Below are 24,434 nucleotides of genomic sequence, written 5' to 3'. Positions count from 1 at the left end.
GTGGATGTCAGTGGCGAAGTCGGACAAGGCGCCCAAGGCGGACAAGGTGGCGGAGGCTGAAGCCCCCGAGCAGTACGGGGATGTGGTCTCCCGGCTCGAGGAGACGGTGGGCCGTTTGGAGAGCGGGAACCTCTCTCTGGAGGACTCGCTCAAGGCCTTCGAGGAGGGCATCCGGCTGGTGCGCCGGGGTGAGAAGCTGCTCACCGAGGCGGAGCAGCGCATCGAGCAGCTCCTCCTGGACGAGGATGGCAAGGACGTGGTGGCGCCCCTGACGGCGGGCGCGCGGCCTGCCGTGACGCCCGCGGCGCCTCGCGCTCCGGCACCCCGCCCGCCTCCGGAGGATGACGTCCCGTTCTAGGTGGCTCGGGCGCGTGCATGCCGGCATGTCGAAGCCGAAAATCACCATTGTCGATGATGACCGCGACACGCGGGAGCTGCTGGCGGCCGCCCTGGAGGACGAGGGCTTCGACGTCACGCTGGCCGCCAACGGCCTGCGCCTCATCGCGTCGCTCCAACTGCACCGGCCGCACGCCATCCTCCTGGACGTGAACATGTCCTGGATTGATGGCTTCGAGCTGTGCCGGGCGGTGAAGAAGAACGAGCAGTTCCGGGACATCCCCGTCATCTTCATCAGCGGCCGCGGTGAGCCCGAGGACAAGCGGCACGGCATGGCAGTGGGCGCCGCGGACTATTTCGTCAAGCCGCTGGACATGGACAAGCTCGTCAGCCGCATCCGCGAGCTCGTGCCCGCGCAAATTCCATAAGAGGAGCACGGACGCTCGTGGCAACGTTTCAACTGAACACCTTCCTGGCCGCCCAGGTGGCGCGCGTCGAAGCCCAGCTGGCCGAGCGCGTGGAGCGGCTCGGGCCGGCGGGGACGCCGCCGAAGCTCGTGGAAGCCATGCGCTACTCGCTGCTGGCGGGAGGCAAGCGCCTGCGCCCGGTGCTCTGCCTGACCTTCGCGGACCTGGTCTCCCGGGGGAGCACCGTGTCCGCCGTGGCGGGCGATGCGGCCTGCGCGCTGGAGTACGTGCACACGTATTCCCTGGTGCACGACGACCTGCCGGCGATGGACAACGATGACTACCGTCGGGGCCGGCCCACCAGCCACAAGGTGTTCGGCGAACCCCTGGCCATCCTCGCGGGCGACGCGCTGCTGACGGAGGCCTTCGCGCTGGTGGCCAGCGGCCCCGAGAGCGTGCGCGCCGCGCTGTGCCGCGAGCTGGCGGTGGCGTCTGGCGCGGCGGGCATGGTGGGCGGACAGGTGCTGGACATCGCGGAGGACCGTCCCGCCGCCCTGGACTATCTCATCCGCCTGCACCGGATGAAGACGGGCGCCCTCATTCGCGGGGCCTGCCGGATGGGCGTGCTGGCGGCAGGGGGCGACGCGGACGCGCTGGCGCGCGCCGAAGCCTACGGCGATGCGGTGGGGCTGGCCTTCCAGATCGCGGACGACGTGCTGGACGTGACGGCCACGGCGGAGCAGCTGGGCAAGCCGGCGGGCGCGGATGCGGCGGCGGGCCGCTTCACCTTCCCGGCCGTGGTGGGCCTGGAGGCGTCCCGGAAGCTCGCGAACGACAAGGTGGCCGAGGCCATCGCCGCCGTGCGCCCGCTGGAGGGCGAGGACGGGCCGCTGGCGGCGCTGGCGCGCTACACGGTGGAGCGGAAGTCCTGATGTCGCAGTTGCTGTCACGCATCGGCTCGCCCTCGGACGTCCGTTCGCTTCCCGAGGAGGACCTGCCGCGCCTGTGCCAGGAGCTCCGCGAGGACATCATCTCCATCTGCGGCCGCGTGGGCGGCCACCTGGGGGCGTCCCTGGGCGCGGTGGAGCTCATCGTCGCGCTGCACCGCGTGTTCCATTCGCCGGGAGATGCGCTGCTCTTCGACGTGGGGCACCAGACCTACGCGCACAAGCTGCTCACCGGGCGGCGTGAGCGGATGCACTCCCTGCGGCAGGCAGGCGGCATCGCGCCCTTCCTGGACCCGCGCGAGAGTCCGCACGACGCGCTGCTGGCGGGACATTCGTGCACGGCGGTGTCGGCGGCGCTGGGTGTCCTGGCGGGCCGGCGGATGCTGGGCCACCGGGGCCACGTGGTGGCGGTGCTGGGGGACGGCGGGCTCACCGGCGGCCTCACCTTCGAGGGGCTGAACAACGCGGGGGGCAGCCACCTGCCCCTGGTCGTCGTGCTCAACGACAACCAGATGTCCATCAGCGCCAACGTGGGTGCCATTCCCTCGCTGCTGCGCACCCGCGAGGCGCGCGCCTTCTTCGAGGGCCTGGGCTTCACGTACCTGGGGCCGGTGGATGGCCACGACCTGGGGGCGCTGATTCAAGCGCTGCGCGCCGCCCGGACCTCGTCGCGGCCCGTGGTGGTGCACGCGCTGACGCTGAAGGGGAAGGGCTTTCCCCCGGCGGAGGCCGACACGCAGACGCGTGGCCACGCCATGGGGCCGTATGAGTGGCGGGATGGGAAGCTGGTGCGCTCGCGCGGCGGCCAGCGGACCTTCAGCGAGGCCTTCGCGGCGGTGCTGGAGGACGCCATGGCGCGGGATTCGCGCGTGGTGGCGGTGACGCCGGCGATGTTGGAGGGCTCGGCGCTCAACGCGCTCAAGGCTCGCTTCCCGGACCGGGTGCACGACGTGGGCATCGCGGAGCAGCACGCCGTCACCTTCAGCGCGGGCCTGGCCGCCGCGGGCGCGCGGCCGGTGTGCTGCATCTACTCGACATTCCTCCAGCGCGCGTACGACCAGGTCATCCACGACGTGTGCCTGCCGGGGCTGCCCGTCGTCTTCGCCGTGGACCGGGCGGGGCTCGTGGGCGCGGACGGGGCCACCCACCAGGGCACGTATGACGTGGCCTCGCTGCGCGCGATGCCGGACCTGCACCTGTGGTCCCCCATGGTGGGCGAGGACCTGGCGCCCATGCTGGACACGGCCCTGGCGGCGCCGCACCCGTCCGTCATCCGCTTCCCTCGCGGCACGCTGCCTTCCCTGCCGCCGGGCACGGAGGCTGGTGACGCTCCACTGGCCGGGGCGCGGTGGCTCCTGCGTGCGGAGTCGCCCCGGCTGACGTTGGTGACGCTGGGGCCCCTGGGCCTTGCCGCGCTGGAGGCCGCACGGGAGGAGCCGGGGTGGAGCGTGCTGGACGCGCGCCGGGCCTCGCCGCTGGATGAAGCCGCGCTGCTCGAGGCGGGGAGGGCCGGGCCCGTGGTGGTGGCCGAGGAGGGCACGACGCGGGGCGGGCTGGGCAGCGCGGTGCTGGAGCTCTTCGCCGCTCACGGTGTCCTGACGCGGGTCCGGCTGGTGGGCATGCCGGACGCGTTCGTGCCCCATGGCGACGCGCGGGTGCAGCGCGCGGAGCTGGGGCTGGATGCGGCGGGCCTGCGTCGCGCGGGCCGCGCGCTGCTGGAAGGAGGCGGGCGGTGAAGCCTCGCAAGGAGCGGCTGGACGTGCTGGTGGTGGAGCGCGGGCTCGCGGAGTCGCGCACCAAGGCCCAGGCGCTCATCCTGGCGGGCCAGGTCGTGGTGGATGACCAGCGCGTGGACAAGCCCGGCACGCTGATTCCGCAGGAAGCGGAGCTGCGCCTCAAGGGCGAGGTGCTGCCCTACGTGTCGCGCGGCGGCCTCAAGCTCAAGGGCGCCATCGACCGCTTCGGGCTCGACGTCCGGGGCAGGGTGGCCGCGGACATCGGCGCCAGCACCGGTGGCTTCACGGACTGCCTGCTCCAGCACGGCGCCGTTCGCGTGCATGCGATTGACGTGGGCTACGGGCAGCTCCACGAGAAGCTCCGCACGGACCCGCGGGTGCGCTCGCGCGAGCGCGTCAACGCGCGCTACCTCACGGACGAGGACCTGCCGGAGAAGGTGGGCGTCGTCGTCATCGACGTGAGCTTCATCTCCCTCACGCAGGTGCTGCCGTCGGTGCTGACGTACCTGGAGCCGGGCGGCCTGCTGGTGGCGCTGGTGAAGCCCCAGTTCGAGGTGGGGCCGGACCGGGTGGGGAAGGGCGGCGTGGTGCGCGACGCCGCGGCCCGGCAGGACGCCATCGACACGGTGACGGCGTTCGTGCGCGAGCAGGGGCTGGAGGTGCTCGGGCTGATGGACTCGACGGTGCCCGGGCCCGCTGGAAACGTGGAGGCGCTCCTCGTCGCCAGCAGGCCCTGAGCGGGCGCGTGCGCTCGTGTTCGTTACGGCCGATAGCGGCGGTAGTCGGACAGCGGCAGCGTCTGCACCAGGTCGAAGCCGGTGCGAATCCACAGGCGCCCATCCGGGGCCAGCGCGCCGCCCAGGCTGCCGACCACCTGGTGACGGAACAGCTCGCGCGCCTCGCCGCTGGCGGTCTGGTCCACCGCGACGATTTCGTTGGGCAGGGTGGGGTAGCCATCCAGGCCGCGCGCGGGCGCGTTGAGCAGGTAGAGCTCCGGCGAGTTCGGCCGGCGCAGGACCTGGAGCACGTTCAGCGCGCCATTCGCGTCGATGGACCGGTTGTCCCGGTTGCGAATCTGCCCTGACGCGTCGAGGAACCAGACGCGCTGCTGCCCCACCGCCACCACGCGCGAGGCGGCCGGGTGGTAGAGGACGTGCGCGAGCGGCACCGGCAACGCGGGGCTGGTCCACTGAAGCTGTGGGCCCTCGCACTCGTCATGGTCCGCATCGCACGCGATGACCTGCGACTGCTCCGAGCCGAGCTGGAGGCCCAGGTAGAGTGTGCTGCCAGTGTCGTTGAAGGCGCCCAGGGGCAGGCGCTCGTTCCGGGAGAAGGTCCGCAGCTTGTAGGCTGCACGAGCCTCCGCGACTTCCGATGGTTGCTCTGCCTCAATCTCCGTCACCGTGACATCCGTGCGGAAGGCGTCCGGCCCTGGCCCGAGGGAGGCGATGAGGATGACGCCGTCCTCGCGGACGAGGGGCGGTGCGATGACGCTCTCCAGCGTGGCGGGCGCGTAGAGCCACCTGACCTCGGCGATGCTCTCCGACGTACCGTCGGGGTTGTGCGACAGCCGGCGCACCTCGTCGATGCGGTTGACGATGATGGCATCGCCATTGGCCAGCACGGTGAGCTGCGTGGGCTCGATGTCCGTCGTCGTCCGGGCGGTGATGCGCAGCTCGGAGTCCACGGCGAAGGCGCCCACGTTGGGCGTCCACACCCAGCGCTTGCCGCTGACGGGGTTGCGCTCGGTGATGACCGTCTCGGGGGTACAGGTCACCGGCATCCCGACGGTGCCCGTCACGTTGCCGCTGACGTCCACCCGGTACAGCGTGGAGATCTCCGTGTCCGGGACGCCGCAGCCGAGGAAGGTCGGGTTGGTCGGCGTGCCGTCGATGACGAAGTGGTCGGTGACGACCTGGCCGGCGTTCTGCGGCTCCACGATGCGCCGCTGCACCGGGAAGTAGGTGACGGGCGTGGGCTGGGAGCGGTTGGTGCGGCCATCCGAGCACGTGGCCACCGCGTTCAGCGACAGGTTCGCGGCCAGGCCCACGGTGGCGTAGGGGATGTCGTTGCGCTCCAGCGTCAGCGTCATGGTGCCGCCGCTGTGAGAGAAGGTCCGCAGCAGGGTCTCCCGGTCATTGACGTTGAGCGCCGAGCCGTCCTCGCAGCCGGACACGGTGACGATGACCTGGAGCTTGTCGTCCGCGATGATGCCCGCGGGAACCGAGAGGGCGACCTGGGGAGGCTCGGGCGTGGGAGGGGGCGGTTCGCTGCCACCACAGGCAGCGGCCAGGCTGCTGGCGACGAGAAGGGCGGGGCGTCGCGCGCGCCGCATCAGGGAAGGGAGGGCCATGGCGCCGGACTCTATCCCGTACGTGGCGTCCCAGGCATCCATGCCCGCCGCGGTGGCGGGCCCCTCCGGCACCGGGCCCAGGTGCAGAACGTCCCCCAAGGGCCCCGGGCTGTGGTAGTTCCGGCCGCGCCGTCGGGACCACATTGCGGTGGGCGGCATCACATCGACGGGGTGCGCCGGGAGTTGCAACCACAGCCCGGCTGGCGCCTGATTGGCGGTGGGCCGGGCGGCCGTGCGCGGCTCGCGGGCGGCCACATCCTCCCACCCATGCCCGCCGTTCTGGCTCCAGGGCGTGTTCAGCGGCATGATCGGGATCCGAACCATGAACTCTTTCGCACGCAGCGGGTATTTGCAGCCCCTCTACCCGGGGGCTTGTCGCCAGGGCTGGGGTTCACCGTGAGAGTCGAGATGCAGGCTGATCAGCGGGGACGCGTGCTGGTGGTGGCCGCCAAGGAGGCGGGCGATGCGCTCATGGAGCGGCTCACGTCGAGCGGCTACCAGTGTGCGTCGACGGAGAAGGAGAGCGGGCTGGCGCAGGTCGCCGACACGTTGCAGCCGGAGGTCGTCCTGCTGGCGGTGACGGCGAAACGGGCGGCGGAGATGTTGGAGTCGCTGCGCAAGGTGGACCGTCTGCAGCGCCTGCCGGTGCTGGTGGACCTGGGCCGCACGCGCTCGGCCGAGGCCTTCAAGCGGCTGGCGGTGGACGACTGGATCCGCAGCGCGGACGAGGTCGTCCCCCGGCTGGAGGCGGCGCTGCGCGTGGGCCGGCTCCGCGACCGGGAGGAGCGCATCCGCCTGCGCATGGGGATGCTGCTCGAAATCACCCAGGCGGCCACCAGCTCGCTGGAGCTGGAGGAGATCCTCCGCATCGCGGTGGACAAGGTGGGGCGCGTCACGGGGACGGACCGGTGCTCGGTGGTGCTGGTGGAGGGCAGCCACGCCCGGACGGCCAAGGTGGTGGCCACGCAGGAGGACCCGAGCCTCGTCCAGCTGGACATCGAGGTGATGCGCTACCCGGAGCTGCGCAGGGCGCTGGAGACCCGGGAGGCGGTGGTCATCGACGAGGCGCAGCGGGACCCGCTGATGGCGGAGGTCCGCACCAGCATCCTGCCCCTGGGCGTGAAGTCCATCCTGGTGCAGCCGCTCATCTGCCAGGGCGACCTGCTGGGCGCGCTGTTCCTGCGCGTGTCGCGCGCGGATGCGTCGTTCGGCCGCGACGAGCAGGAGTTCGCGCAGGCCGTGGCCGGCGTGCTGGCCAACTCCATCCGCAACGCGCGCCTGCACACGGCGGTGAAGAAGAAGCGCGAGGACCTGGAGGAGGCCTACGTCCAGCGCTACCAGGAGCTGAACGAGGCCAACCGCCGGCTGAAGGAGCTCAACCGGCTCAAGGACGAGATCATCGCGGTGTGCAGCCATGACCTGCGGGCGCCGCTCCAGGTGCTCCTGGGGCACGGCCGCCTCCTCCAGGAGGGCCCGCTGGAGCCGCAGCAGCGCCAGTCCGCCGAGGCGATGATCCGCCAGGGCAAGAAGATCCTCGGCCTGGTGGAGTCCCTGCTGGAGAAGGGCAAGGGCGAGGCCGCCCGCTTGTCCATTGAGCCGCGCGTGCTGGACGTGGCGCAGCTGTGCCGCGACGCCGTCAGCGAGCTGGAGATCCTCGCCGCGGACCGGGGCGTGTCGCTGCGCGCCGACTGCCCGGACAGCCTGATGCTCATCGGTGACGAGGTGAAGCTGCACGAGGTGCTGCAGAACCTCATCACCAACGCCATCCACCACGCGCGGCAGGACGGCGAGGTGGTGGTGAGCACCCAGCGGCTGGGCCGCCCCGACGGGGACGCGGCCAAGGTGTGCGTGCAGGACGACGGCGTGGGCATCCCGCCGGACGAACTGCACCTCGTCTTCGACCGCTACCGCCACGGCGGCAAGGGCACCGGGCTGGGGCTGGCCATCTGCAAGGAGTTCGTGGAGCTGCACGGCGGTGAAATCTGGGCGGAGAGCCCGCCGGACACCGGCTGCATCTTCGTCTTCACGCTGCCGCTGGCGCAGGAGGCGGCGCGCAACCCGCGTCCGCCGCCCGCCGCCGCGTCCAGCCCGCAGGAGCAGCCGCGCGTGCTGGTGGTGGAGGACGAGCCCGAGATCGCCGCGGTGCTGTCGGAGGTGCTGCGCTCCAAGTATCGCGTGGAAGTGGCGCGCGACGGCGCCGAGGGCCTGGCCCGTGCGAAGGCGCAGCGGCCGGACCTGGTGGTCATGGACGTGTTCCTGCCCAAGCTGGACGGGCTGGACGCGGCCATGGCGCTCAAGTCCTCGACGGACACCGCGCGCATCCCCGTCATCCTGCTGTCCGCCCACCAAGGTGTGGCGGAGAAGGTCCGCTCGCTGAACCTGGGCGCGGTGGACTACATGAGCAAGCCGTTCAACGCGGTGGAGCTCCTCAACCGCACCGAGCGCGCGCTCAAGCTGCGCCAGGGCGAGCGCGAGCAGCAGGAGAAGGAGAAGGTCAGCGCCCTCCAGCGGCGCACGGGCAGCGACCCCGCGACAGGGCTGCATGATCGGCGCGGCCTGCTGCTGCGGCTGGAGCAGGAGGTGGCTCGCAGCCGGCGCTACCACCGCGCGCTCAGCCTCGCGGTGCTCCGGCCCGACCGGCCGGTGGACCCGGTGCCGTCCAACATCGCCGACATCATGCGCAAGCGGGTGCGCCACCCGGATGCCATCTCCCACCTGGGCGGAGGTGTGTTCGCCGTCGTCCTGCCGGAGTGCACGGCCGAGGCCGCGCGCGCCGTCATCAACCGCATGCTGCCGGATGTGGAGAAGGTGACGGACACGGAGTACCGGTCGGCGGTGGCGGACGTGAGTCAGGACAGCGACTCGGTGGAGAAGCTGCTGGAGAAGCTGGGCGCGCCCGGCCCCGAGGACGCCTGAGGCGACTGCATGCCGGACGGGCTCACGCTAGACTCGTGCTTGCGTGAGCTCGCCCCGCCTTCTCGTGACCGCCTTGCTGGCCGCCCTCGTGGCGCCGGGTGCCCTCGCGGCCGCTCCGTCCCGGCGGCCGAGGGTGGATCGCGAGGCCATGCGGGAGGCCATCGACGCGGCGGCCTCGGATGATGGGCACTACGCCTCGTCCGCCAGCTACACGAACTTCCTCGAATCCCGGCTGAGGCACCACACGGGGGACCACCGGGGCGCGGTGGACGCGCTGCGCCTGGCCCTGGCCACGGATGACGGCAACCCCCTGCTGCTCACCCGGCTGGGCGAGGAGTACGCCCGTCTGGGCGACCTGACCCGCGCGGAGCGTGAGCTGCGGCGGGCCGTGCTGCGCTCGCCGTCCTACTACCCGGGACACGTTCTGCTGGGCCGCGTGCTCATGGAGTCGAAGCGCTTCGCCCGGGCCCGGCTGCACCTGCGTCGTGCGATATCCCTGAAGCCGCGAGAGCCGGAGGCCTACCTGGTGATGGCCCAGCTCCACCTGGAGCTGGGGGCGCCGGACGCGGCGGTGAAGGTGGTGGAGGCGCTGGCCCAGGCGCTGCCAGGGGAGGCCTCGGGTTACCAGCGCCTGGGGTTGGCCCTGGCGGAGCAGGGCGACACGGCGCGCGCCGAGCGGCTGCTGGTGGAGGCCGCGGCCCGGGCCCCGGGTGACGTGGAGGTGCTGACCGCGCTGGCGCAGCTCTACGAGGACACGGGCCGGCCCGCCCTGGCCGAGGAGTCCCTGGCCCGGGCGCTGGAGCGGGATCCGGACAGCCAGGAGGTGCTGCTCGCCGCCGGCCGCGCGGCGTTGAAGGCCGGCTCCGTCGTCCGGGCGCGGGCGTATTTCGACCGCCTGCTCTCGCTCTCCTCCGAGCCGGAGATGCCGGTGCGCGTGGCCTTCAGCTACCTCGCGGCGCGCGAGCCGACGGCGGCCGCGGAGGTGCTGGAGGCCGCGCGGCGCGGAGACCCAGGCGAGCCCCGGCTGTCCTACTACGCGGGGCTCGTGCACGAGCGAATGCGCCGCTTCGCGGACGCGGCGGAGGCCTTCGCCGCCGTGCCCCCGGCGTCGGACGTCTACGCCGACGCGCGCCTTCGCCGGGCGCGCAGCCTGTCCCTGGTCGGTGAGCACTCGCGCGCCCTCACGCTGTTCGGGGCCGCCCTGCAGGACGCACCCGGGGACGTGGACGTCCTCACGCAGTACGCCCGTGCCCTGGAGCGCGGTGGCACGCCGGGCCGCGCGGAGGCGGTATTGCGCGAGGCCCTGGTCGAGGGCCCCTCGGCGGCGCTGTACGACGCCCTGGCGGCCTTGCTCCACCGCCAGGGCCGGGGGGCCGAAGCCCTGCGCCTGCTCCGCGACGTGGTGGCGCGCTTCCCCCGGGACGAGGACCTGCACTACGTGCTGGGCGCGGCGCACGAGCGGCAGGGGGACCTCGACGGCGCCCTGGCCCGCATGCGGGCGGTGCTGGCGCTGTCGCCGGACCATGCCGCGGCGCTGAACTTCCTTGGCTACCTGCTGGCGCAGGCGGGGCAGAACCTGGACGAGGCCGAGCGGCGCGTGCGGCGCGCGCTGGAGCTGCGGCCGGAGAACGGGGCCTATCTGGATTCGCTGGGCTGGGTCTACTTCCGGCGCGGCGAGTACGCGCGGGCCGTGGAGGCGCTGGAGCAGGCCTCGACCCTGGCTCCGGACGAGCCCGTCATCCTCGAACACCTGGGGGATGCGTATCAACGGGCGTCCCGGGTGGACGACGCCGCGGCGGCCTGGCGGCGCGCGCTGGAGGTGCTGACGCTGGACCCCGAGTCCGCCGAGCCCCCGGGCCAGCGTGCCGCGCTGGAACGCAAGCTCAAGGCGCTACCCACGCGTGCTCCGGACCGGTAAGTTGCTGCGCCTATGGTGCGTCACGACGAGGGCTTCTTCCCCGGCAGGGACGGGACGCGGCTGTACTGGAAGTCACTGCTTCCAGACGCCGAGCCCCGTGCGCATGTCGCGGTGGTTCACGGGTACGGTGACCACTTCGGCCGCTATGCCTTCGTGACGGACGCCCTCCTGGCGGACGGCTTCGCGGTGCACGGCTTCGACTACCGGGGCCATGGCCGCGCGGACGGGCGCCGGGCGTACTGCGAGAAGTGGCCAGACTACCTGGACGACCTGGAGGTCTTCTGGGAGCGGGTCCGCGCGGTGTCCGAGGGCAAGAAGGCCTTCATGCTGGCGCACAGCCACGGGGGGCTGATGGCGGCGACGTGGGCCGCCAGCCAGCAGGTGGAGGGGCTGGCGGGGTTGGTGCTGTCAGCCCCGTACCTGAAGCTGGCCATCACCCCGCCGGCGGTGAAGGTGATGGCGGCGAAGGCGGTGGGGAAGGTGGTGCCGTGGCTGAACATCGCCTCGGGGCTGAAGGTGGAGGACCTCACCCACGACGAAGAGGTCCAGCGGGTCACCCGGGCGGATCCGCTCCACCAGGCCATCGCCACGCCGCGGTGGTTCATCCAATCCACCCAGGCGCAGGCCCGGGCCGTGCTGCTGGCGCCGAAGATTCAAGTGCCGCTGTTCGTGCTGTGCGGCGCCGAGGATGGAGTAGCGGCTCCGGTGGCGGCTCGGGAGTACTTCGAGCGGGCCGGTTCGGTGGACAAGAAGTTCAAGGAGTACCCCGGAATGCGGCATGAGCCGCTCAACGAGGTGGGCCGTGCGGAGGTGTTCCGGGATATCTCCGGCTGGATCTCCGCGCATCTCTGACATAATCAGGTCGCCCGGCTCCTCGGGAGGAGCTGGCGCTGGGTGAGGTCACCGCATGGCAACGGGTGAAACGGGCATCATCGGCAAGGGCATCGTCATCAAGGGCAACCTCACGGGAGGTGGGGACCTGGTGATCGAGGGACGGGTGGAAGGGCAGATTGCCCTGAAGAACCACCTCACCATCGAGGGCACCGGCAAGGTGCAGGCGGACATCCGCGCCGAGGAATTGACCATCAACGGCGAGGCCAGCGGCAACATCGACGCCTCGTCGCGGGTGGCCATCAACGCCTCGGCCAAGGTGGCCGGCGACATCAAGGCGCCGCGCGTCATCATCGAGGACGGCGCTGTGTTCAACGGCTCCATCGAAATGGACGTACGGCTTCCCGACGACATTTGAGCTTCACGCCGCGCACGACACGGCACACACCTTTCTAGAGGCGGACAACACTCATGGCGAATACGGTCATTGGCTCGAGCATTGTCATCGACGGGGAGATCTCCGGCGACGAGGACCTGGTCATCCAGGGCACCGTGAAGGGGAAGATTTCCCTCAAGGAAAGCCTCTATGTGGAGGGCAGCGGCGTCGTCGAGGCGGACATCGAGACGCAGAACGTGGAGATCGCCGGCCGCGTCACGGGCAACATCGTCGCCAGCGACAAGGTGGAGCTGAAGACGGACTGCCGCGTGGTGGGCGACATCAAGGCGCCCCGAATCCTCATCGCCGACGGTGCCTCCTTCAAGGGCAACGTCGACATGGACATGAAGGAGCGCTGATTCGTGGCCACCGCGAAGGAGCTCTCAGGCAGCAACGCCGTCGACAACACCGTGGTGGGGCCTTCCATCCTCATCAGCGGTCGGTTGACGGGCGACGAGGACCTCACGGTCCGTGGGCGCGTCGAGGGTGAGCTGACGCTCAGCCGCACCCTCATCGTGGAGCCCTCGGGCGTGGTGAAGGCCAACGTGGCGGTGAAGAACGCCATCGTCAGTGGCGTGGTGGTGGGCAACATCAACGCCACCGAGAGCGTGGAGCTCACCCGCGAGGGCCGCATGGTGGGCGACATCCGCGCCCCGCGCGTCATCATCGTGGACGGCGCCAGCTTCCGCGGCCGCGTGGACATGGGCGATGTGGAGCCGGGCCGTCTGCCGGCCGAGCGCCCCGCGGTGGTCCGTCCCACGGCGGTGAGCCGTCCCACGGCGACCCCGACGCGTCCGGCCCTTCCGACCGCGCGCCCGACGCCGCCGCCTCCACCGGCGCGTCCGACGCCTCCGCCCCCGCCCGCGCGCCCCTCGGCGCCTCCCGCGGTGACGCGCCCCTCGGCGCCCATCACCCGTCCGGGGTTGGGTGGCCTGGGAAGCAAGCCGCTGCCGCCGCCTCCGCCGACGCGCGTCGAGCGACCGGAGCCGCCGGCTGACCAGGCGGGCGCCGCTGAGCCGCCAACGCCAGTCCTGGTGGGTGCTGGCGCGAAGAAGAAGGTCGTGGTGAAGAAGAAGACCCGCTAGCGCGCGCTGCCCGCGCCGTCAGTCGCTGGCGGTGCGGGTGCGTGGGCATATCAGGGGTGCCACCATGGACGCCGAGCACAGGGTTGATGGACAGGATGGGACGGCGGGTGCTGGGCCCGAGGGTGGCTCGCAGGCGTCGTCCGGACAGGACGGTGTCCAGGCTCCTTCAGGAGAGGGGAGCCACGGCGACGGATCCGCGGTAGCGCCTGCCCAGGACGCCTCTTCAGGTACGGAGGCCCACGGGGCTGCTGCCGGCCAGGAGGGCCAGGGCGCGGAGGGCACGTCGTCTGTCCAGGGCGCCTCGGAGGGCGAGGAGGCTTCCGGAGCTGCTGCTAACCAGCAGGCCCAGGGGCCGGAGGGCTCGTCTGCCCAGGGCTCGCAGGGCCCGGGTGGAGATGAAGCGCCCTCGGGCTTTGGCGAGCGCCGCGACGATGCCTTGGCTTCGGACGCAGCGCCCCGGCCGGAAGGCGCGTCCGAAGCCAGCAGTGGCAACCGGGATGCGCAGACCTCCGAGGTCTCTGCCTCCGGCGATGCGCAGACACAGACAGGTTCGAAGGAGGGTGGACTTCCGGCCGCGGGGGATGCTCCGGGCCAGGGGGAGCCACACGCCAAGGGTGAGTCTCATGCGCAGGGCGAGCACCAGGCCGTGAGTGAGTCCCATGGGCAGGGTGGTAGCGAATCCGAGGGTGGCGGAGCTCGCGCGGAGGGTGAGCGCGACGCCACGGGGCCCGAGGCCGACGCGGGAGCGGCGGCCAGGGCGTCGGCGCCAGGCCTGGAGACGCCGCCCCAAGGCACGTTCTGGACGGGCGAGCCGGAGGCCGGCAAGGAAGGCGCCGCCGCGGAGGACACGCCCGACGACGAGGAAGCCCCGGCGGACGTGCTCGCCGCGCCCGAGGAGCGCCTGGCGGGCCGGGTGACCACGGTGCTGCTGCCGCTGGAGAAGCTCCAGGACGACACCGCGTTCCGGCTCCGGCCGGAGGGCGATGTGTCGGGGCTGGCCACGGACATCGCGCGGCTGGGGCAGTTGTTCCCAGTGGACGTCCGCCCGGCGGGGGAGGACCGCTACCAGCTGGTCTGCGGCTTCCGGCGCGTGGCGGCGCTGCGCTTCCTCAAGCGGGACGCGGTGCAGGCGCGCATCCATCTGCGACTCACGGACGAGGACGCCCTGGTGATGTCACTGGCGGAGGCGATTCACGCCACGCCCGTGGGGCCGGAGGTGCTCGAGGCCAAGCGTGACGAGCTGGAGGCGCAGGGCCGGTTGAGCGCTGCCGTCCGCGACATGCTCGAGAAGGCGCTGGCGACCGAGGACACCCTGGCGCCCGAAGGCGTCGAGGAAGAGATTGATGCGGACGAGCTGGCGCAGGAGGTGGCGCAGCGGCTCGGGGCCATCAACCAGGACCTCTCGCTGCTGGCGGACGTGTTCGCCGCGCTGGACGAGTCCCGCAAGGCGGAGCTCCTGATGCAGCTGCGGTACTCGTCGGAGCTCGTCACCTACCTGGAGGGGCTGTAAGCCATGGTGGAACCGCTCGCGCGTGACCGCGCCCGGCTGCTGGAGCTGCTCACGGAGCGCTCCTTCGAGCGGCGCCGTGTGGTGCTCTCGTCCGGCAAGGAGTCGGACTTCTACATCGACTGCAAGCGCACGGCGCTGCTGGCCGAGGGCCACTTCCTCATTGGCCGGCTGTTCCTGGAGGCCATCCGCCGCGAGGCCCCCGAGGCCGTGGGCGTGGGCGGCCTCACGCTGGGCGCGGACCCTCTCGCGTCCGCGGTGAGCCTCACGGGCTATCTCTCCGGCACCCCCCTGGCCGCCTTCATCGTGCGCAAGGAGCCCAAGGGTCACGGCACTGGCCAGTGGATTGAAGGTCTGAGTGGCCTGGGGCAGGGCGCCGCGGTGGCCATCGTGGAGGACGTGGTGACGACGGGCGCCTCCACGCTCAAGGCCATCGAGCGCGCGCAGCTGGAAGGCCTGAAGGTGCTGGGCGCCTTCGCGCTGGTGGACCGGTTGGAGGGTGGACGTGAAGCGGTGGAGGCCGCGGGCCACCGGCTGCACACGCTGTTCACCCGCAAGGACTTCATTCCGTGAAGCGTCGTTTCGTCACCGCGGCCCTGCTGGGGCTGCTGGCGGGGTGTGTCACCACGCCGCCGACCGCCATCTCGGACCCGCCGCCGTCGCTCCCGGACGAGCACGCCGAGCACTCCTACCGGAAGATCCTGGCGCGCTACAGCGGCCGTCACGAAATCTACGACGGCTTCGACACGCGCGTGTTCGCGGCCGTGACGCTCCAGACGGTGGCCTTCCGTGAGGCGCGCGTGCATCGCCAGGCGGCGTTCCAGCAGCTGCCGGCGCCGAAGGTGGAGCAGATGCTCGCGGAGGAGCGTGCGAAGGCCACGCAGTCCCACGAGTTCTTCCTGGGCGTGCACTTCAACGACTCCTCCTACGCGGACTTCGACTACAAGCACTCCATCTGGCGCCTGGCGCTGGTGACGCCCGCCGGTGAGGTGACGCCGTCGCGCATCCGGAGGCTGGGCCGGGTGAACCTCCAGACGCGGGCGTACTACCCCTACACGTCGATTTTCTGGGTGGGCTGGGAGGTGCAGTTCCCCATGCAGATGTCCGACGGGCGGCCCGTCATCCCTCCCGGCACCGAGAAGGTGACGTTCCGCATGGCGTCGACCCTGGGCCAGGCGGAGATGACGGTGAACGCGCAGTAGCGCGCGCACCTCACGTCTGGCCGGTGCGCTTCAGCCACTTCTCGGCGGGCGGCATCGTCGGGCCCGCCAGCAGGCGGTCCACGAGTTCCGCGGGCGCGTCGCTCACGGCGAAGGGCACGGCCTGCTCCACGGGCACGAAGCCTTCCTCCGCATGGTGTCGCGCCATGGCCAGCAGGGGTTGGAAGAAGCCGCGCGTGTCCAGTAGGCCCATGGGCTTGCGGTGCAAGCCGAGCTGGGCCCAGGTCACGATTTCGAAGAGCTCATCCAGCGTGCCGAAGCCGCCGGGCAGGGCAATGAAGGCGTCGGAGCGCTCCGCCATCAGCGCCTTGCGCTCATGCATGGAGCCCACCGAGTGCAGCTCGGTGAGGCCCCGGTGCGCCAGCTCCTTGGCGCCAAGGAAGCCGGGCAGCACGCCCACCACCTGGCCTCCAGCGGCCAGCGCGCCGTCAGCCACCGCGCCCATGAGGCCCACGCTGGCGCCGCCGTAGACGAGCGTCAGTCCGCGCCGCGCCAGCTCGGCGCCCATGCGCGTGGCGGCCTCCATGTATTCAGGGCGTGCGCCGGGCCGGGAGCCGCAGAACACGCAGACGCTTCGCACTTCCATGTCACAGGCCTCCACGCCGTTCAGGGTGGGCCGCGTAGAGCGCCACCACCAGCGTGAGAAAGAGGATGATGGGGAGGGCCCGTGCGTACACCTGACGCCCCAGGCGCAGGGCCAGGCCGCACGGCAGGCCGAAGAGGAACCCGCCCAGGTGTCCCGCCCAGCTCACGAAGGGCAGCAGGCTGAGGACGGCGACCTGCGCCAGCCAGATGAACAAGTCGCGGCGGCCCTCGCGCGTGGCGACGGGCAGCATGGCTCCCGCCCACCCGAGAATCATGCCGGACGCGCCCACGGTGGGCACGTCGAAGTCGAAAATCAGCGAGAAGGCAGACGCCCCCAGGGCCGTGACGAGCGACAGGCCAAGGAAGCGCAAGCTGCCGATGCCCCGCTCCAGCGTGAAGCCCAGCGTCACCACCACCGACATGTTGAAGAGCAGGTGGATGGGGCCGCCGTGCTCCAGCACCGCGCCCAGCAGCCGCCAGTACTGGCCCGACTGGACGGCGGGGCCGTACAGGCCCAGGGGCGGAATCCGCATTGTCCCATGGGGGCTCTGGACGAGCTGGGAGAGGGGCAGGAACTGCTCTGCCAGGAACATGCCCACCGCGCCGGCGATGATGGCGTAGCACACCCAGGGGCGGGGAAGCGGCGGGCCCTGGACGGGCTGCTGCGGACCGGGGCCTTCACCGCCGGGGCCGGAGGGGGGAGCGTCGAGAATGCGGCGCGGGCGCGAGGACATGGGCGCTCAGGGCTCCCGGGAGACGACGGTGTCCCGCAGCCAGCGGTGGTCGTCCGTGTGAGGGTAGTCCAGCGTGTAGTGCAGGCCGCGGCTCTCCTTGCGGCGGCTGGCGCAGTCGACGATGAGGTAGGCCACGTCGGCGATGTTGCGCAGCTCGATGACGTCGCGGGTCACCTTGAAGCGCCAGTAGTAGTCGCGAATCTCCTCGCGCAGCAGCTCCAGCCGCCGGCGCGCGCGCATCAGCCGCTTGTCGGTGCGGACGATGCCCACGTAGTTCCACATGAGGCGGCGAATCTCGTCCCAGTTGTGGGTGACGACGACGCTCTCGTCGGACTCCACCGCGCTGCCCGGGTCCCACGCCGGCGGGTCCTCGGCCGGGACGGGCTGGGCGCGCACCTCCTCGGCGGCCACCTGGACGGCCCGGTGGCCGAACACCAGCCCCTCCAGCAGCGAGTTGGACGCGAGCCGGTTGGCGCCATGCAGACCAGTGCAGGTGACTTCGCCAATGGCGTACAGGCCCGGCACGTTGGTGCGCCCCTCCAGGTCCGTCACCACGCCGCCGCACATGTAGTGCGCCGCGGGGACGACGGGGATGGGCTGCACCGCCATGTCGATGTTGAAGGCCTTGCAGGTGGCGTAGATGTTGGGGAAGCGCTCGGCGAGGAAGGCGCGGCCCAGGTGCGTCATGTCCAGGTAGACGCAGTCGTCACCCGTGCGCTTCATCTCCGCGTCGATGGCGCGCGCCACCACGTCGCGTGGGGCGAGCTCGGCCATGGGGTGGTAGCGCTCCATGAAGGACGCGCCGCTCTTGAGCTTCAGCTTGCCGCCCTCGCCGCGCAGCGCCTCGCTGATGAGGAAGCTCTTGGCCTCGGGGTGGTACAGGCAGGTGGGGTGGAACTGGTAGAACTCCATGTTCGCCACCTTGGCGCCCGCCCGGTACGCCATGGCCACACCGTCGCCGGTGGCCACGTCCGGGTTGGACGTGTACAGGTACACCTTGCCCGCGCCGCCCGTGGCCAGCACCGTCACCTTGGCCAGGAAGCGCTCGATGACGCCGGACTCCAGCAGCGCATAGACGCCCAGGCAGCGGCTGACGCCGGGGGAGGGCAGCTTCCGGTCCAGGATGAAGTCGATGGCGGCCGTGTGCTGGAAGAAGGTGATGTTGGGCGCCTCGTCGCAGGCGGCGAGCAGGGCCCGCTGCACCTCGCGACCGGTGATGTCCCCCGAGTGGATGATGCGGCGCGCGGAGTGGCCCCCCTCGCGGGTCAGGTCGAACTCGCCGGTGATGTGGCGGTTGAAGTCCGCTCCCAGGCCGACCAGCTCCTGCACGCGGGCCGGACCTTCCTTCACCGTGACTTCCACCGCGTCGCGGTGGCACAGCCCCGCACCTGCGACCAGCGTGTCCTCGATGTGCGCCTCGAACGAGTCCGTGGGCGCCAGCACGCTGGCGATGCCTCCCTGGGCGTAGGCGGTGTTGCTCTCGAAACGGTCGCGCTTGGTGAGGATGGCCACCGTGCCATGGCGGGCCGCCTGGAGGGCGAACGAGAGGCCCGCCACGCCGCCTCCCAGGACCAGGAAATCGAACCGATGGGGCATGGTGAGCAGCCTTAGCGACTGTAAGTGCTGGAAACAAGGCGTTTTCTTGAGGACTTTCCCGCGGGTGTCTAAGGTTCGTGGGCCGATATGCGTGCACCCTCCGCGTTCCTTGCCACCGCGCTGCTGACCCTGCCCCTTTCGGCGGGGGCGGACGCCATCTACCGGTACGTCGAGAAGGACGGCACCATCGTCTACACGAACGTGCAGCCCAGCCGCGGCAAGCGGGCGAAGACGCTGAAGGGCACGTTCACCAAGGCGCCCGCGAAGAACACGCCGGTGGTGGGCCGCAAGCGGACACCGCCGGAGCTGGACCCGCACATCACCGCCGCGGCGCTGCGCTATCGCATCCCACCGGCGCTGGTGCGGGCCATCATGCACACCGAGAGCAACTTCAACCCGAACGCGCTCAGCCACAAGGGCGCCAGCGGGCTGATGCAGCTCATGCCGGCCACGGCGTCGGAGATGTACGTGAAGGACATCTTCGACGAGCGCGACAACATCGAGGGCGGGGTGCGCTACCTGCGTGTGCTCGCCAACATGTTCGACGGCGACATGGTGAAGATGATTGCCGCGTACAACGCGGGGCCCGAGGCGGTGAAGCGCTACGGCGGCAAGGTCCCCCCCTACGAGGAGACGCAGGGGTACGTGCGCAAGGTGCTCAAGCTCTACTACCACTACAAGGAGCGCGAGGCGGCCGTCGCGAGCGGCCCCAGCGAGCCCACATCCCAGAATGACGACGCGCGCGAAGGGGCGGGGGGAGACGAGCCCCGCTGATGATGAGTTCCTCCAGCAGCTCTCCCGCGGTGGTGAGCTGTTGGCCGCAGGCCGGGTCCACGAGGCTCAGCCATTCCTGGAGCGTGCCCACCAGCTCCAGCCCCGCATGGAGAAGGCCCAGAACCTGCTGGGCCTCTGCTACTTCAAGCTCGGCCAGTTCGACCGGGCGGCCGAGCTGTACGAAATGCTGGTGCGCGACAACCCGGTGGACCCGACACTTCGGGTCAACCTGGGGCTGGTGTACCTGAAGACGAACGCGCTCCAGCGGGCCGCCCGCGAGTTCGAGACCGCCACCGACCTGGCCCCCGAGCACCAGAAGGCCCAGAACTACCTGGGGCTCGCGCTGGCGCAGATGGGCGAGTACGGACGCGCGCGTGAGCACTTCCTGCTCGCGGGCAGCGAGGTGATGGCGGAGAAGATGTCGCGCGCCATCGCGGGGGAGGCCTATGCGAAGCCCGCGCCCGCCGCGCCCGCGCCGGCCAGGGGGCGCCCCGCCGCGGAGGGGAGCGTCCCACGTGGCGGCGCTGTCGAGAGCCCGCGTCCCACTCCGCCCGCGCCGGTGGCTGCCGCGGCCGAGCCTGAAGAAGAGGAGATCCGTTTCGCCGAGGACGAGGGGCCCAGCGCGCTGACGGACGCCGGGCCAGCGGCATCGACGGCCGGAGCCGCCGACAGGGGCGACCAGGAGCCGCCCCCAGAGTCGGCCTTCGACGAGACCTCCGCGGCCGTGGCCGCGAGCACCTCCCTGACGCCCGTGCCCGTGACGAAGCTGCAGCTCCGGCGGGTGCCCGCGGATTCGCTCAACGCACCCGCCGCTCCCGTGGCTCGGGACGCCGCGGAGGCACACGCCGCGCCGGAAGGGGCACCGCATGGCGCAGCCACTCCGGCCAGAGAGGCTCCGGCGCCGCGTGGTTCTCCGACCTCGCCGCGAGACGGGGCCGTGGGGACGTCCGGCTTGGAGCGCGGGGGAGCGGGGACGCTCGGCCCAGCCACTCCGGCTGCGGCGCTGGGGCCCTCCGCGCCGACGTCGGAAGCCGCGGCGGCGCTCGGAGCATCCACGTCGACGCAGGGTTCCGCGACGTCGCTCGCTGCATCCGCCCCGGGGCAGGGCACCGCGGTGGCGTCGCTCGCCGAGCTCGCCGCGTCGGCCGTCCTGGCAGGGGCGGATGCATCGCGGCCCTTCCGCTCGAGCCCGGACTGCTTCGCCCTGGCGGTGGAGGGGGAGCTGCTCACGCGCCTGGATGGACTGGTGGCGCTGGGCGGGCAGCTCACCTTCACGCCGGAGATGAAGCGCTTCCGGGGCCGTGCCACGGACAAGTCGTTCGGGGAGGGGGCGGCGCGGATGGTGCGCGCCAAGGGGAGCGGGGTGCTCTACCTGGCTCCGGCCCCGTCCCGGGCCTTCCTGGCGGTGGACCTGGGCGAGGAGTCCGCCTATTTCCGCGACGAGTGCGTCTTCGCCTTCGAGGAGCCCGTCATGTTCGAGAACGGCCGGGTGCCGTCGGACATCGCGCCGGACCTCGACCTGGTGCACCTGCGGGGGCAGGGGCGGGTCCTGTTGAGCCTGCCGGGGCCGCTGCGCTCGGTGGCGGTACGCCAGGAGCACCCGGTGACGGTGCCGCTGCCCCACCTGGTGGGCTGGCAGGGCAATCTCACGCCGCGCATGGTTCCACTGCTCAAGTCCCCCACGGGGGAGACGCTCCGGGCCGGGGTGGAGCTGAGCGGTGAAGGTTTTGCCCTCATCGCCCTCGCTGTCCGATAGAAGGGGCCCGCCATGGCCATGGACCGAGCGGCGCGGAAACAGCGGAAGCGAGAGGAGCGCGCCCGGAAGCGCGCGGCGCGCAAACCCAGCGTGCTGGTGCAGGAGTTCTGGAACCTGCCCAACATGCTCACGCTGGGGCGCATCCTCATCATTCCGCTCTTCGTGTGGCTGACGTACGACGCGGACCCCCTCAACTCGCTGCTTGCGGGGCTCGTGTTCGCGGTGGCCGCCATCACCGACGTGATTGATGGCTACCTGGCGCGCAAGTGGAACCTCATCACCGTGGTCGGCAAGTTCATGGACCCGCTGGCGGACAAGCTCATCGCCATGGCGGCCCTGGTGATGATGGTCCGGCTGGGGCGCATCGCCGCCTGGGTCGTCATCGTGCTGCTGGCCCGGGAGCTCATCGTCAGCGGCCTGCGCACCATCGCCGCCAGCGAGGGCATGGTCATCGCCGCCGGCCAGGAGGGGAAGTGGAAGACGTCCCTCCAGCTGGTGGGCATCATTTCACTCTGCGTCCACTACGTGCATCCGCTCGAGCTGGGCAGCTTCTCGGTGCCGGTGGACTACAACCTCGTGGGTCAGGTGCTCGTCTACCTGTCCGGGGCCTTCTCCGTGTGGAGCGCGGTGGTTTACTTCCGGGCATTTCTGGCCATGCTCGCGAAGAGAGGGGGCGAGCCGGCCCCCGCGAAAAGTGTTTGACGGGTCCGGAAGGGCTCTGTATACCCCACCTCACTTCCGGCCCGGCGGTCACACGGCGGTGACGGAAGTGCGGTACCTGATGCGGGAATAGCTCAGCGGTAGAGCATCGCCTTGCCAAGGCGAGGGTCGAGGGTTCAAATCCCTTTTCCCGCTCCAAAATCAGGCCCTCTGGGAAACCAGGGGGCCTTCTAGTTTGCAGGGCCTGCGCGGGAATAGCTCAGCGGTAGAGCATCGCCTTGCCAAGGCGAGGGTCGAGGGTTCAAATCCCTTTTCCCGCTCCAAATGAGGCCCTCTGGGAAACCAGGGGGCCTTTTGTTTTACCGGCGTCGGTTGTCTCGGACGCCGGCATGAGGGCCGGACAACGCCTCGGCTGCGTGGCTGCTCGTCGAGAGAGCGGCCAGGCCCGAGCTCGCTGCCAGAGTAGGGCCGGGGCGCCAGGCGTCCTCGCAACGACAGAGGCCCTGCGATAGAAGCCCCCTCATGATTCGCCTCGTCCGTGAACTGTATCAGTACCGGGGCTTGCTCATCAGCCTCGTCCAGCGGGAGCTGAAGGCGCGGTATCGCGGCTCGTTCCTGGGGTTCTTGTGGACGTTCCTCAACCCCACGCTCCACATGCTGGTGTACGTGCTGCTGTTCACGGTGGTGATGCGGCAGAATATCCCCAACTTCCCGTTCTTCATGTTCACGGGGCTGTTGCCTTGGATCTGGTTTTCCACTTCATTGGCGAGTGGGGCCAGCGCCATCAGCGACCGGCGTGATCTGCTGACCAAGGTCCGCTTCCCGGCCCAGGTGCTTCCGACGACGGTCGTGGTGACGAACCTCTGCAACTTCGTGCTCTCGCTGCCGCTGATGCTGGTGCTGGGAATGGCCTATGGACAGTGGCCCACCTGGCACGTCGTCGCGTTCCCGGTGGTGGTGCTCATCCAGCTCACCTTCACGCTGGCGTTGGCGTACATCCTGGCCGCCATCAACGTGACGTTCCGCGACCTTCAGCACATCGTGGGCAACCTGTTGACGTTGTGGTTCTTCGCCTCGCCCGTGCTCTATCCGTTCACCACCATCCAGGACGAGCAGGTCCGCACGCTGATGCTGGCACTGAACCCGATGGTCGGCTTCATGACGTCGTACCAGGCCATCTTCTACGAGCACCGTCTTCCGGATGCGGGGCCGCTGATGGCGTTGGCGGCCGTTTCCGTGGTGCTGCTGTGGGGCGCCTCGGCCATCTTCGAAGCCCGCCGCGAAGAGTTCGCGGAGTCCATCTGAGCGTCGGCATGACTGAATCCATGGATGCCATCATCCTGAAGGACGTCGTGAAGAGCTTCCGGAAGCGGACCATCCGGGGCGAGTACACGACATTCAAATCCGAGCTCCTGCGCTGGCTCCGCGGCAAGCGCGAGGCGCGCGAGGCGTCGCTCATCACCGCCCTGAGGGGCATCAACCTCACCATTCCCAAGGGGAAGACGGTGGGGGTCATCGGGCGGAACGGTTCGGGGAAGAGCACGCTGCTCAAGCTCATCACCGGCATCTACACGCCTACCTCCGGGTCGCTGGAGATCAACGGCCGCATCTCCGCGTTGCTGGACCTGGGCGCGGGCTTCCACCCGGACTTTTCCGGTCGGGAGAACATCCTCATCAACGGCATCATCCTCGGGATGACGCGCGCCGAGGTCCGCGCGCGGATGGATGAGATCATCGCCTTCAGCGAGTTGGGCGAGTTCATCGACGAGCCGGTGCGCACCTACTCCAGCGGCATGTACATGCGCCTGGCGTTCGCGGTGGCCACCCACGTGGACCCGGACATCCTCATCATCGATGAAATCCTCGCCGTGGGGGACGAGCACTTCAGCAAGAAGAGCCTCGCCAAGATGATGGACTTCAAGCGCCAGGGGAAGACCATCGTCCTGGTGACCCACGACCTGGGCACCGTGGAGCGCTGGTGCGACCTCGCGGCGTGGATTGACGGGGGGTACGTCCGCCGTGTGGGCAAGCCGTCGGAGATTGCCGCGGAGTACCGCGAGGCGATTTCCCTGGCGGAGGCCCAGTCCGTGGCCTTCACGCCGCCAGCGCTCACGGAGGGCGGCGGCGCGCTGCCCCAGGTGCCCGCCGTGACGCTTCCCGCCGAGGGCCCGGTGCGGATCCGCCGGGTACAGCTGATGGACACCCACGGCGCGCCGGTGGACGTCCTGTCTCCGGAGCAGGGGGTGGAGGTCCACGCGGAGTTCGAGGTGGAAGGGGGCTGCGAGGATGTGGACTTCGAGGTCCGGCTCCAGGCCTCGGATGGCCGGGCGCTCTATGAGACGAGCACCCGCCGCGAGGCGGTGGTGCTCTCCCCGATGCCTTCGCATGGCGTGCTGCGCTTCGTCGTCGAGCGGCTGGGCGTGCTAGGGGGGGACTATTCGTTGGTGGTGACGGCCCGCGCCGGGAAGGGGAGCTCGGCCGCGCGGTGCGCGTTCCGGGTGGTCTCCGCGTCGGAGGACGAGGGCGTGTTCCGGCCGCCACACCGGTGGCTGGTGGAGGCCAGCACTGGAGCCCAGGTGGGCGTTGCATTCGCACCGGGGACGGCACCGCGGGTGGAGGTGGGATGAGGGGCGGCGC

Annotated in this window: 23 protein-coding genes and 2 tRNA genes; 21 read left to right on the top strand and 4 right to left on the bottom strand. The window is 70.7% G+C overall.

Going from position 1 to position 24,434, the window contains the following annotated elements; genetic code table 11:
- Positions 1–4: 4 nt before the first annotated feature.
- The 5 genes from xseB to VZL07_RS38865 are packed head-to-tail and all read left to right on the top strand — an operon-like array spanning position 5 to position 4,163.
- Positions 5–358, top strand: a complete 354-nt coding sequence (gene xseB, locus VZL07_RS38885) for an exodeoxyribonuclease VII small subunit (RefSeq protein ID WP_426753045.1) — start codon at positions 5–7, stop codon at positions 356–358.
- Between the two features lie 25 nt (positions 359–383).
- Positions 384–764 carry a response regulator gene (locus tag VZL07_RS38880; protein ID WP_426753044.1) on the top strand — a complete coding sequence of 127 codons (381 nt, stop codon included), beginning with the start codon at positions 384–386 and terminating at the stop codon, positions 762–764.
- Between the two features lie 17 nt (positions 765–781).
- On the top strand, positions 782–1,675 hold the full coding sequence (locus VZL07_RS38875; RefSeq protein WP_426753043.1) for a polyprenyl synthetase family protein: 894 nt from the start codon (positions 782–784) through the stop codon (positions 1,673–1,675).
- Positions 1,675–3,426, top strand: a complete 1,752-nt coding sequence (locus tag VZL07_RS38870) for a 1-deoxy-D-xylulose-5-phosphate synthase (RefSeq protein WP_426753042.1) — start codon at positions 1,675–1,677, stop codon at positions 3,424–3,426. Before VZL07_RS38875 ends, VZL07_RS38870 begins: the two co-directional genes overlap by 1 nt.
- Entirely contained in the window at positions 3,423–4,163 is a 741-nt protein-coding gene (locus VZL07_RS38865) for a TlyA family RNA methyltransferase (protein ID WP_426753041.1), read from the top strand. The genes VZL07_RS38870 and VZL07_RS38865 overlap by 4 nt, the downstream gene beginning before the upstream one ends.
- A gap of 23 nt (positions 4,164–4,186) precedes the next feature.
- Here VZL07_RS38865 and VZL07_RS38860 read toward each other — a convergent pair whose 3' ends face one another.
- The gene (locus VZL07_RS38860) at positions 4,187–6,103 is read right to left on the bottom strand and encodes a hypothetical protein (protein WP_426753040.1); all 1,917 of its coding nucleotides are present in this window, start codon (positions 6,101–6,103) and stop codon (positions 4,187–4,189) included.
- An 84-nt stretch (positions 6,104–6,187) separates the two neighbouring features.
- Between VZL07_RS38860 and VZL07_RS38855 the strand changes: the two genes are divergently transcribed.
- Genes VZL07_RS38855 through VZL07_RS38815 form a run of 9 tightly spaced genes read left to right on the top strand, consistent with a single transcriptional unit; the run spans position 6,188 to position 15,674 of the window.
- Complete coding sequence (locus VZL07_RS38855) at positions 6,188–8,695, top strand: ATP-binding protein (RefSeq protein ID WP_426753039.1); 2,508 nt, start codon at positions 6,188–6,190, stop codon at positions 8,693–8,695.
- Positions 8,696–8,738: 43 nt separating this feature from the next.
- On the top strand, positions 8,739–10,613 hold the full coding sequence (locus VZL07_RS38850; RefSeq protein ID WP_426753038.1) for a tetratricopeptide repeat protein: 1,875 nt from the start codon (positions 8,739–8,741) through the stop codon (positions 10,611–10,613).
- 12 nt (positions 10,614–10,625) lie between these two features.
- Positions 10,626–11,465, top strand: coding sequence for an alpha/beta hydrolase (locus tag VZL07_RS38845; RefSeq protein ID WP_426753037.1), 840 nt, complete (start codon positions 10,626–10,628; stop codon positions 11,463–11,465).
- Positions 11,466–11,520: 55 nt separating this feature from the next.
- A complete protein-coding gene (gene bacN, locus VZL07_RS38840; protein ID WP_426753036.1) occupies positions 11,521–11,862 on the top strand; it encodes a bactofilin BacN in 342 nt (113 codons plus the stop codon).
- Between the two features lie 53 nt (positions 11,863–11,915).
- Positions 11,916–12,239 (top strand): bactofilin family protein, encoded by a 324-nt coding sequence (locus VZL07_RS38835; RefSeq protein ID WP_002636698.1) that lies wholly within the window; start codon positions 11,916–11,918, stop codon positions 12,237–12,239.
- 3 nt (positions 12,240–12,242) lie between these two features.
- Positions 12,243–12,965 carry a bactofilin BacP gene (gene bacP, locus VZL07_RS38830; RefSeq protein ID WP_426753035.1) on the top strand — a complete coding sequence of 241 codons (723 nt, stop codon included), beginning with the start codon at positions 12,243–12,245 and terminating at the stop codon, positions 12,963–12,965.
- A gap of 25 nt (positions 12,966–12,990) precedes the next feature.
- Complete coding sequence (locus VZL07_RS38825) at positions 12,991–14,475, top strand: ParB N-terminal domain-containing protein (RefSeq protein ID WP_426757461.1); 1,485 nt, start codon at positions 12,991–12,993, stop codon at positions 14,473–14,475.
- Between the two features lie 3 nt (positions 14,476–14,478).
- Positions 14,479–15,045 carry an orotate phosphoribosyltransferase gene (pyrE, locus tag VZL07_RS38820; protein WP_426753033.1) on the top strand — a complete coding sequence of 189 codons (567 nt, stop codon included), beginning with the start codon at positions 14,479–14,481 and terminating at the stop codon, positions 15,043–15,045.
- Complete coding sequence (locus VZL07_RS38815; protein ID WP_426753032.1) at positions 15,042–15,674, top strand: hypothetical protein; 633 nt, start codon at positions 15,042–15,044, stop codon at positions 15,672–15,674. Before pyrE ends, VZL07_RS38815 begins: the two co-directional genes overlap by 4 nt.
- 10 nt (positions 15,675–15,684) lie before the next feature.
- Here the strand turns inward: VZL07_RS38815 and VZL07_RS38810 are convergent, their stop codons facing one another.
- From VZL07_RS38810 to nadB, 3 genes are read right to left on the bottom strand one after another with little or no spacing between them, the layout of a single operon-like run.
- Positions 15,685–16,278, bottom strand: coding sequence for a TIGR00730 family Rossman fold protein (locus VZL07_RS38810; protein ID WP_426753031.1), 594 nt, complete (start codon positions 16,276–16,278; stop codon positions 15,685–15,687).
- Position 16,279: 1 nt separating this feature from the next.
- Positions 16,280–17,011, bottom strand: coding sequence for a rhomboid family intramembrane serine protease (locus VZL07_RS38805; protein ID WP_426753029.1), 732 nt, complete (start codon positions 17,009–17,011; stop codon positions 16,280–16,282).
- 6 nt (positions 17,012–17,017) lie between these two features.
- Positions 17,018–18,607 (bottom strand): L-aspartate oxidase, encoded by a 1,590-nt coding sequence (gene nadB / locus VZL07_RS38800; RefSeq protein WP_426753027.1) that lies wholly within the window; start codon positions 18,605–18,607, stop codon positions 17,018–17,020.
- A gap of 87 nt (positions 18,608–18,694) precedes the next feature.
- Here nadB and VZL07_RS38795 point away from each other — a divergent pair, with 87 nt between their 5' ends.
- The 7 genes from VZL07_RS38795 to VZL07_RS38765 all read left to right on the top strand — a co-directional run bounded on the left by VZL07_RS38795 (position 18,695) and on the right by VZL07_RS38765 (position 24,424).
- Entirely contained in the window at positions 18,695–19,381 is a 687-nt protein-coding gene (locus VZL07_RS38795; protein ID WP_426753026.1) for a transglycosylase SLT domain-containing protein, read from the top strand.
- A complete protein-coding gene (locus VZL07_RS38790) occupies positions 19,338–21,137 on the top strand; it encodes a tetratricopeptide repeat protein (protein ID WP_426753025.1) in 1,800 nt (599 codons plus the stop codon). The genes VZL07_RS38795 and VZL07_RS38790 overlap by 44 nt, the downstream gene beginning before the upstream one ends.
- Positions 21,138–21,149: 12 nt before the next feature.
- Positions 21,150–21,839, top strand: coding sequence for a CDP-diacylglycerol--glycerol-3-phosphate 3-phosphatidyltransferase (pgsA, locus tag VZL07_RS38785; RefSeq protein WP_426753024.1), 690 nt, complete (start codon positions 21,150–21,152; stop codon positions 21,837–21,839).
- 81 nt (positions 21,840–21,920) lie between these two features.
- A tRNA-Gly gene (locus VZL07_RS38780) sits at positions 21,921–21,995 on the top strand.
- A gap of 50 nt (positions 21,996–22,045) precedes the next feature.
- Positions 22,046–22,120: transfer RNA gene (locus VZL07_RS38775), tRNA-Gly, on the top strand.
- Between the two features lie 199 nt (positions 22,121–22,319).
- Positions 22,320–23,102: an ABC transporter permease gene (locus VZL07_RS38770; RefSeq protein ID WP_426753023.1), complete on the top strand. Its 783-nt coding sequence runs from the start codon at positions 22,320–22,322 to the stop codon at positions 23,100–23,102.
- Between the two features lie 8 nt (positions 23,103–23,110).
- Positions 23,111–24,424: an ABC transporter ATP-binding protein gene (locus VZL07_RS38765; protein WP_426753022.1), complete on the top strand. Its 1,314-nt coding sequence runs from the start codon at positions 23,111–23,113 to the stop codon at positions 24,422–24,424.
- The last annotated feature ends 10 nt before the right edge of the window (positions 24,425–24,434 follow it).

The sequence above is a fragment of the Pseudomyxococcus flavus genome (genome assembly GCF_050038885.1).
GTDB classification, from domain to species: domain Bacteria; phylum Myxococcota; class Myxococcia; order Myxococcales; family Myxococcaceae; genus Myxococcus; species Myxococcus flavus.
This window is presented reverse-complemented; position numbering and strand designations above follow the sequence as displayed.

Excerpts from the sequence above, each read along its gene's own strand:
- xseB (WP_426753045.1), top strand. The coding sequence starts at position 5 with ATGTCAGTGGCGAAGTCGGACAAGGCGCCCAAGGCGGACAAGGTGGCG.
- VZL07_RS38880 (WP_426753044.1), top strand. The coding sequence starts at position 384 with ATGTCGAAGCCGAAAATCACCATTGTCGATGATGACCGCGACACGCGG.
- VZL07_RS38870 (WP_426753042.1), top strand. The coding sequence starts at position 1,675 with ATGTCGCAGTTGCTGTCACGCATCGGCTCGCCCTCGGACGTCCGTTCG.
- VZL07_RS38860 (WP_426753040.1), bottom strand. The coding sequence starts at position 6,103 with ATGGTTCGGATCCCGATCATGCCGCTGAACACGCCCTGGAGCCAGAAC.
- VZL07_RS38855 (WP_426753039.1), top strand. The coding sequence starts at position 6,188 with ATGCAGGCTGATCAGCGGGGACGCGTGCTGGTGGTGGCCGCCAAGGAG.
- VZL07_RS38845 (WP_426753037.1), top strand. The coding sequence starts at position 10,626 with ATGGTGCGTCACGACGAGGGCTTCTTCCCCGGCAGGGACGGGACGCGG.
- bacN (WP_426753036.1), top strand. The coding sequence starts at position 11,521 with ATGGCAACGGGTGAAACGGGCATCATCGGCAAGGGCATCGTCATCAAG.
- VZL07_RS38835 (WP_002636698.1), top strand. The coding sequence starts at position 11,916 with ATGGCGAATACGGTCATTGGCTCGAGCATTGTCATCGACGGGGAGATC.
- pyrE (WP_426753033.1), top strand. The coding sequence starts at position 14,479 with ATGGTGGAACCGCTCGCGCGTGACCGCGCCCGGCTGCTGGAGCTGCTC.
- VZL07_RS38810 (WP_426753031.1), bottom strand. The coding sequence starts at position 16,278 with ATGGAAGTGCGAAGCGTCTGCGTGTTCTGCGGCTCCCGGCCCGGCGCA.
- VZL07_RS38805 (WP_426753029.1), bottom strand. The coding sequence starts at position 17,011 with ATGTCCTCGCGCCCGCGCCGCATTCTCGACGCTCCCCCCTCCGGCCCC.
- nadB (WP_426753027.1), bottom strand. The coding sequence starts at position 18,607 with ATGCCCCATCGGTTCGATTTCCTGGTCCTGGGAGGCGGCGTGGCGGGC.
- VZL07_RS38795 (WP_426753026.1), top strand. The coding sequence starts at position 18,695 with ATGCGTGCACCCTCCGCGTTCCTTGCCACCGCGCTGCTGACCCTGCCC.
- VZL07_RS38790 (WP_426753025.1), top strand. The coding sequence starts at position 19,338 with ATGACGACGCGCGCGAAGGGGCGGGGGGAGACGAGCCCCGCTGATGAT.
- pgsA (WP_426753024.1), top strand. The coding sequence starts at position 21,150 with ATGGCCATGGACCGAGCGGCGCGGAAACAGCGGAAGCGAGAGGAGCGC.
- VZL07_RS38770 (WP_426753023.1), top strand. The coding sequence starts at position 22,320 with ATGATTCGCCTCGTCCGTGAACTGTATCAGTACCGGGGCTTGCTCATC.
- VZL07_RS38765 (WP_426753022.1), top strand. The coding sequence starts at position 23,111 with ATGACTGAATCCATGGATGCCATCATCCTGAAGGACGTCGTGAAGAGC.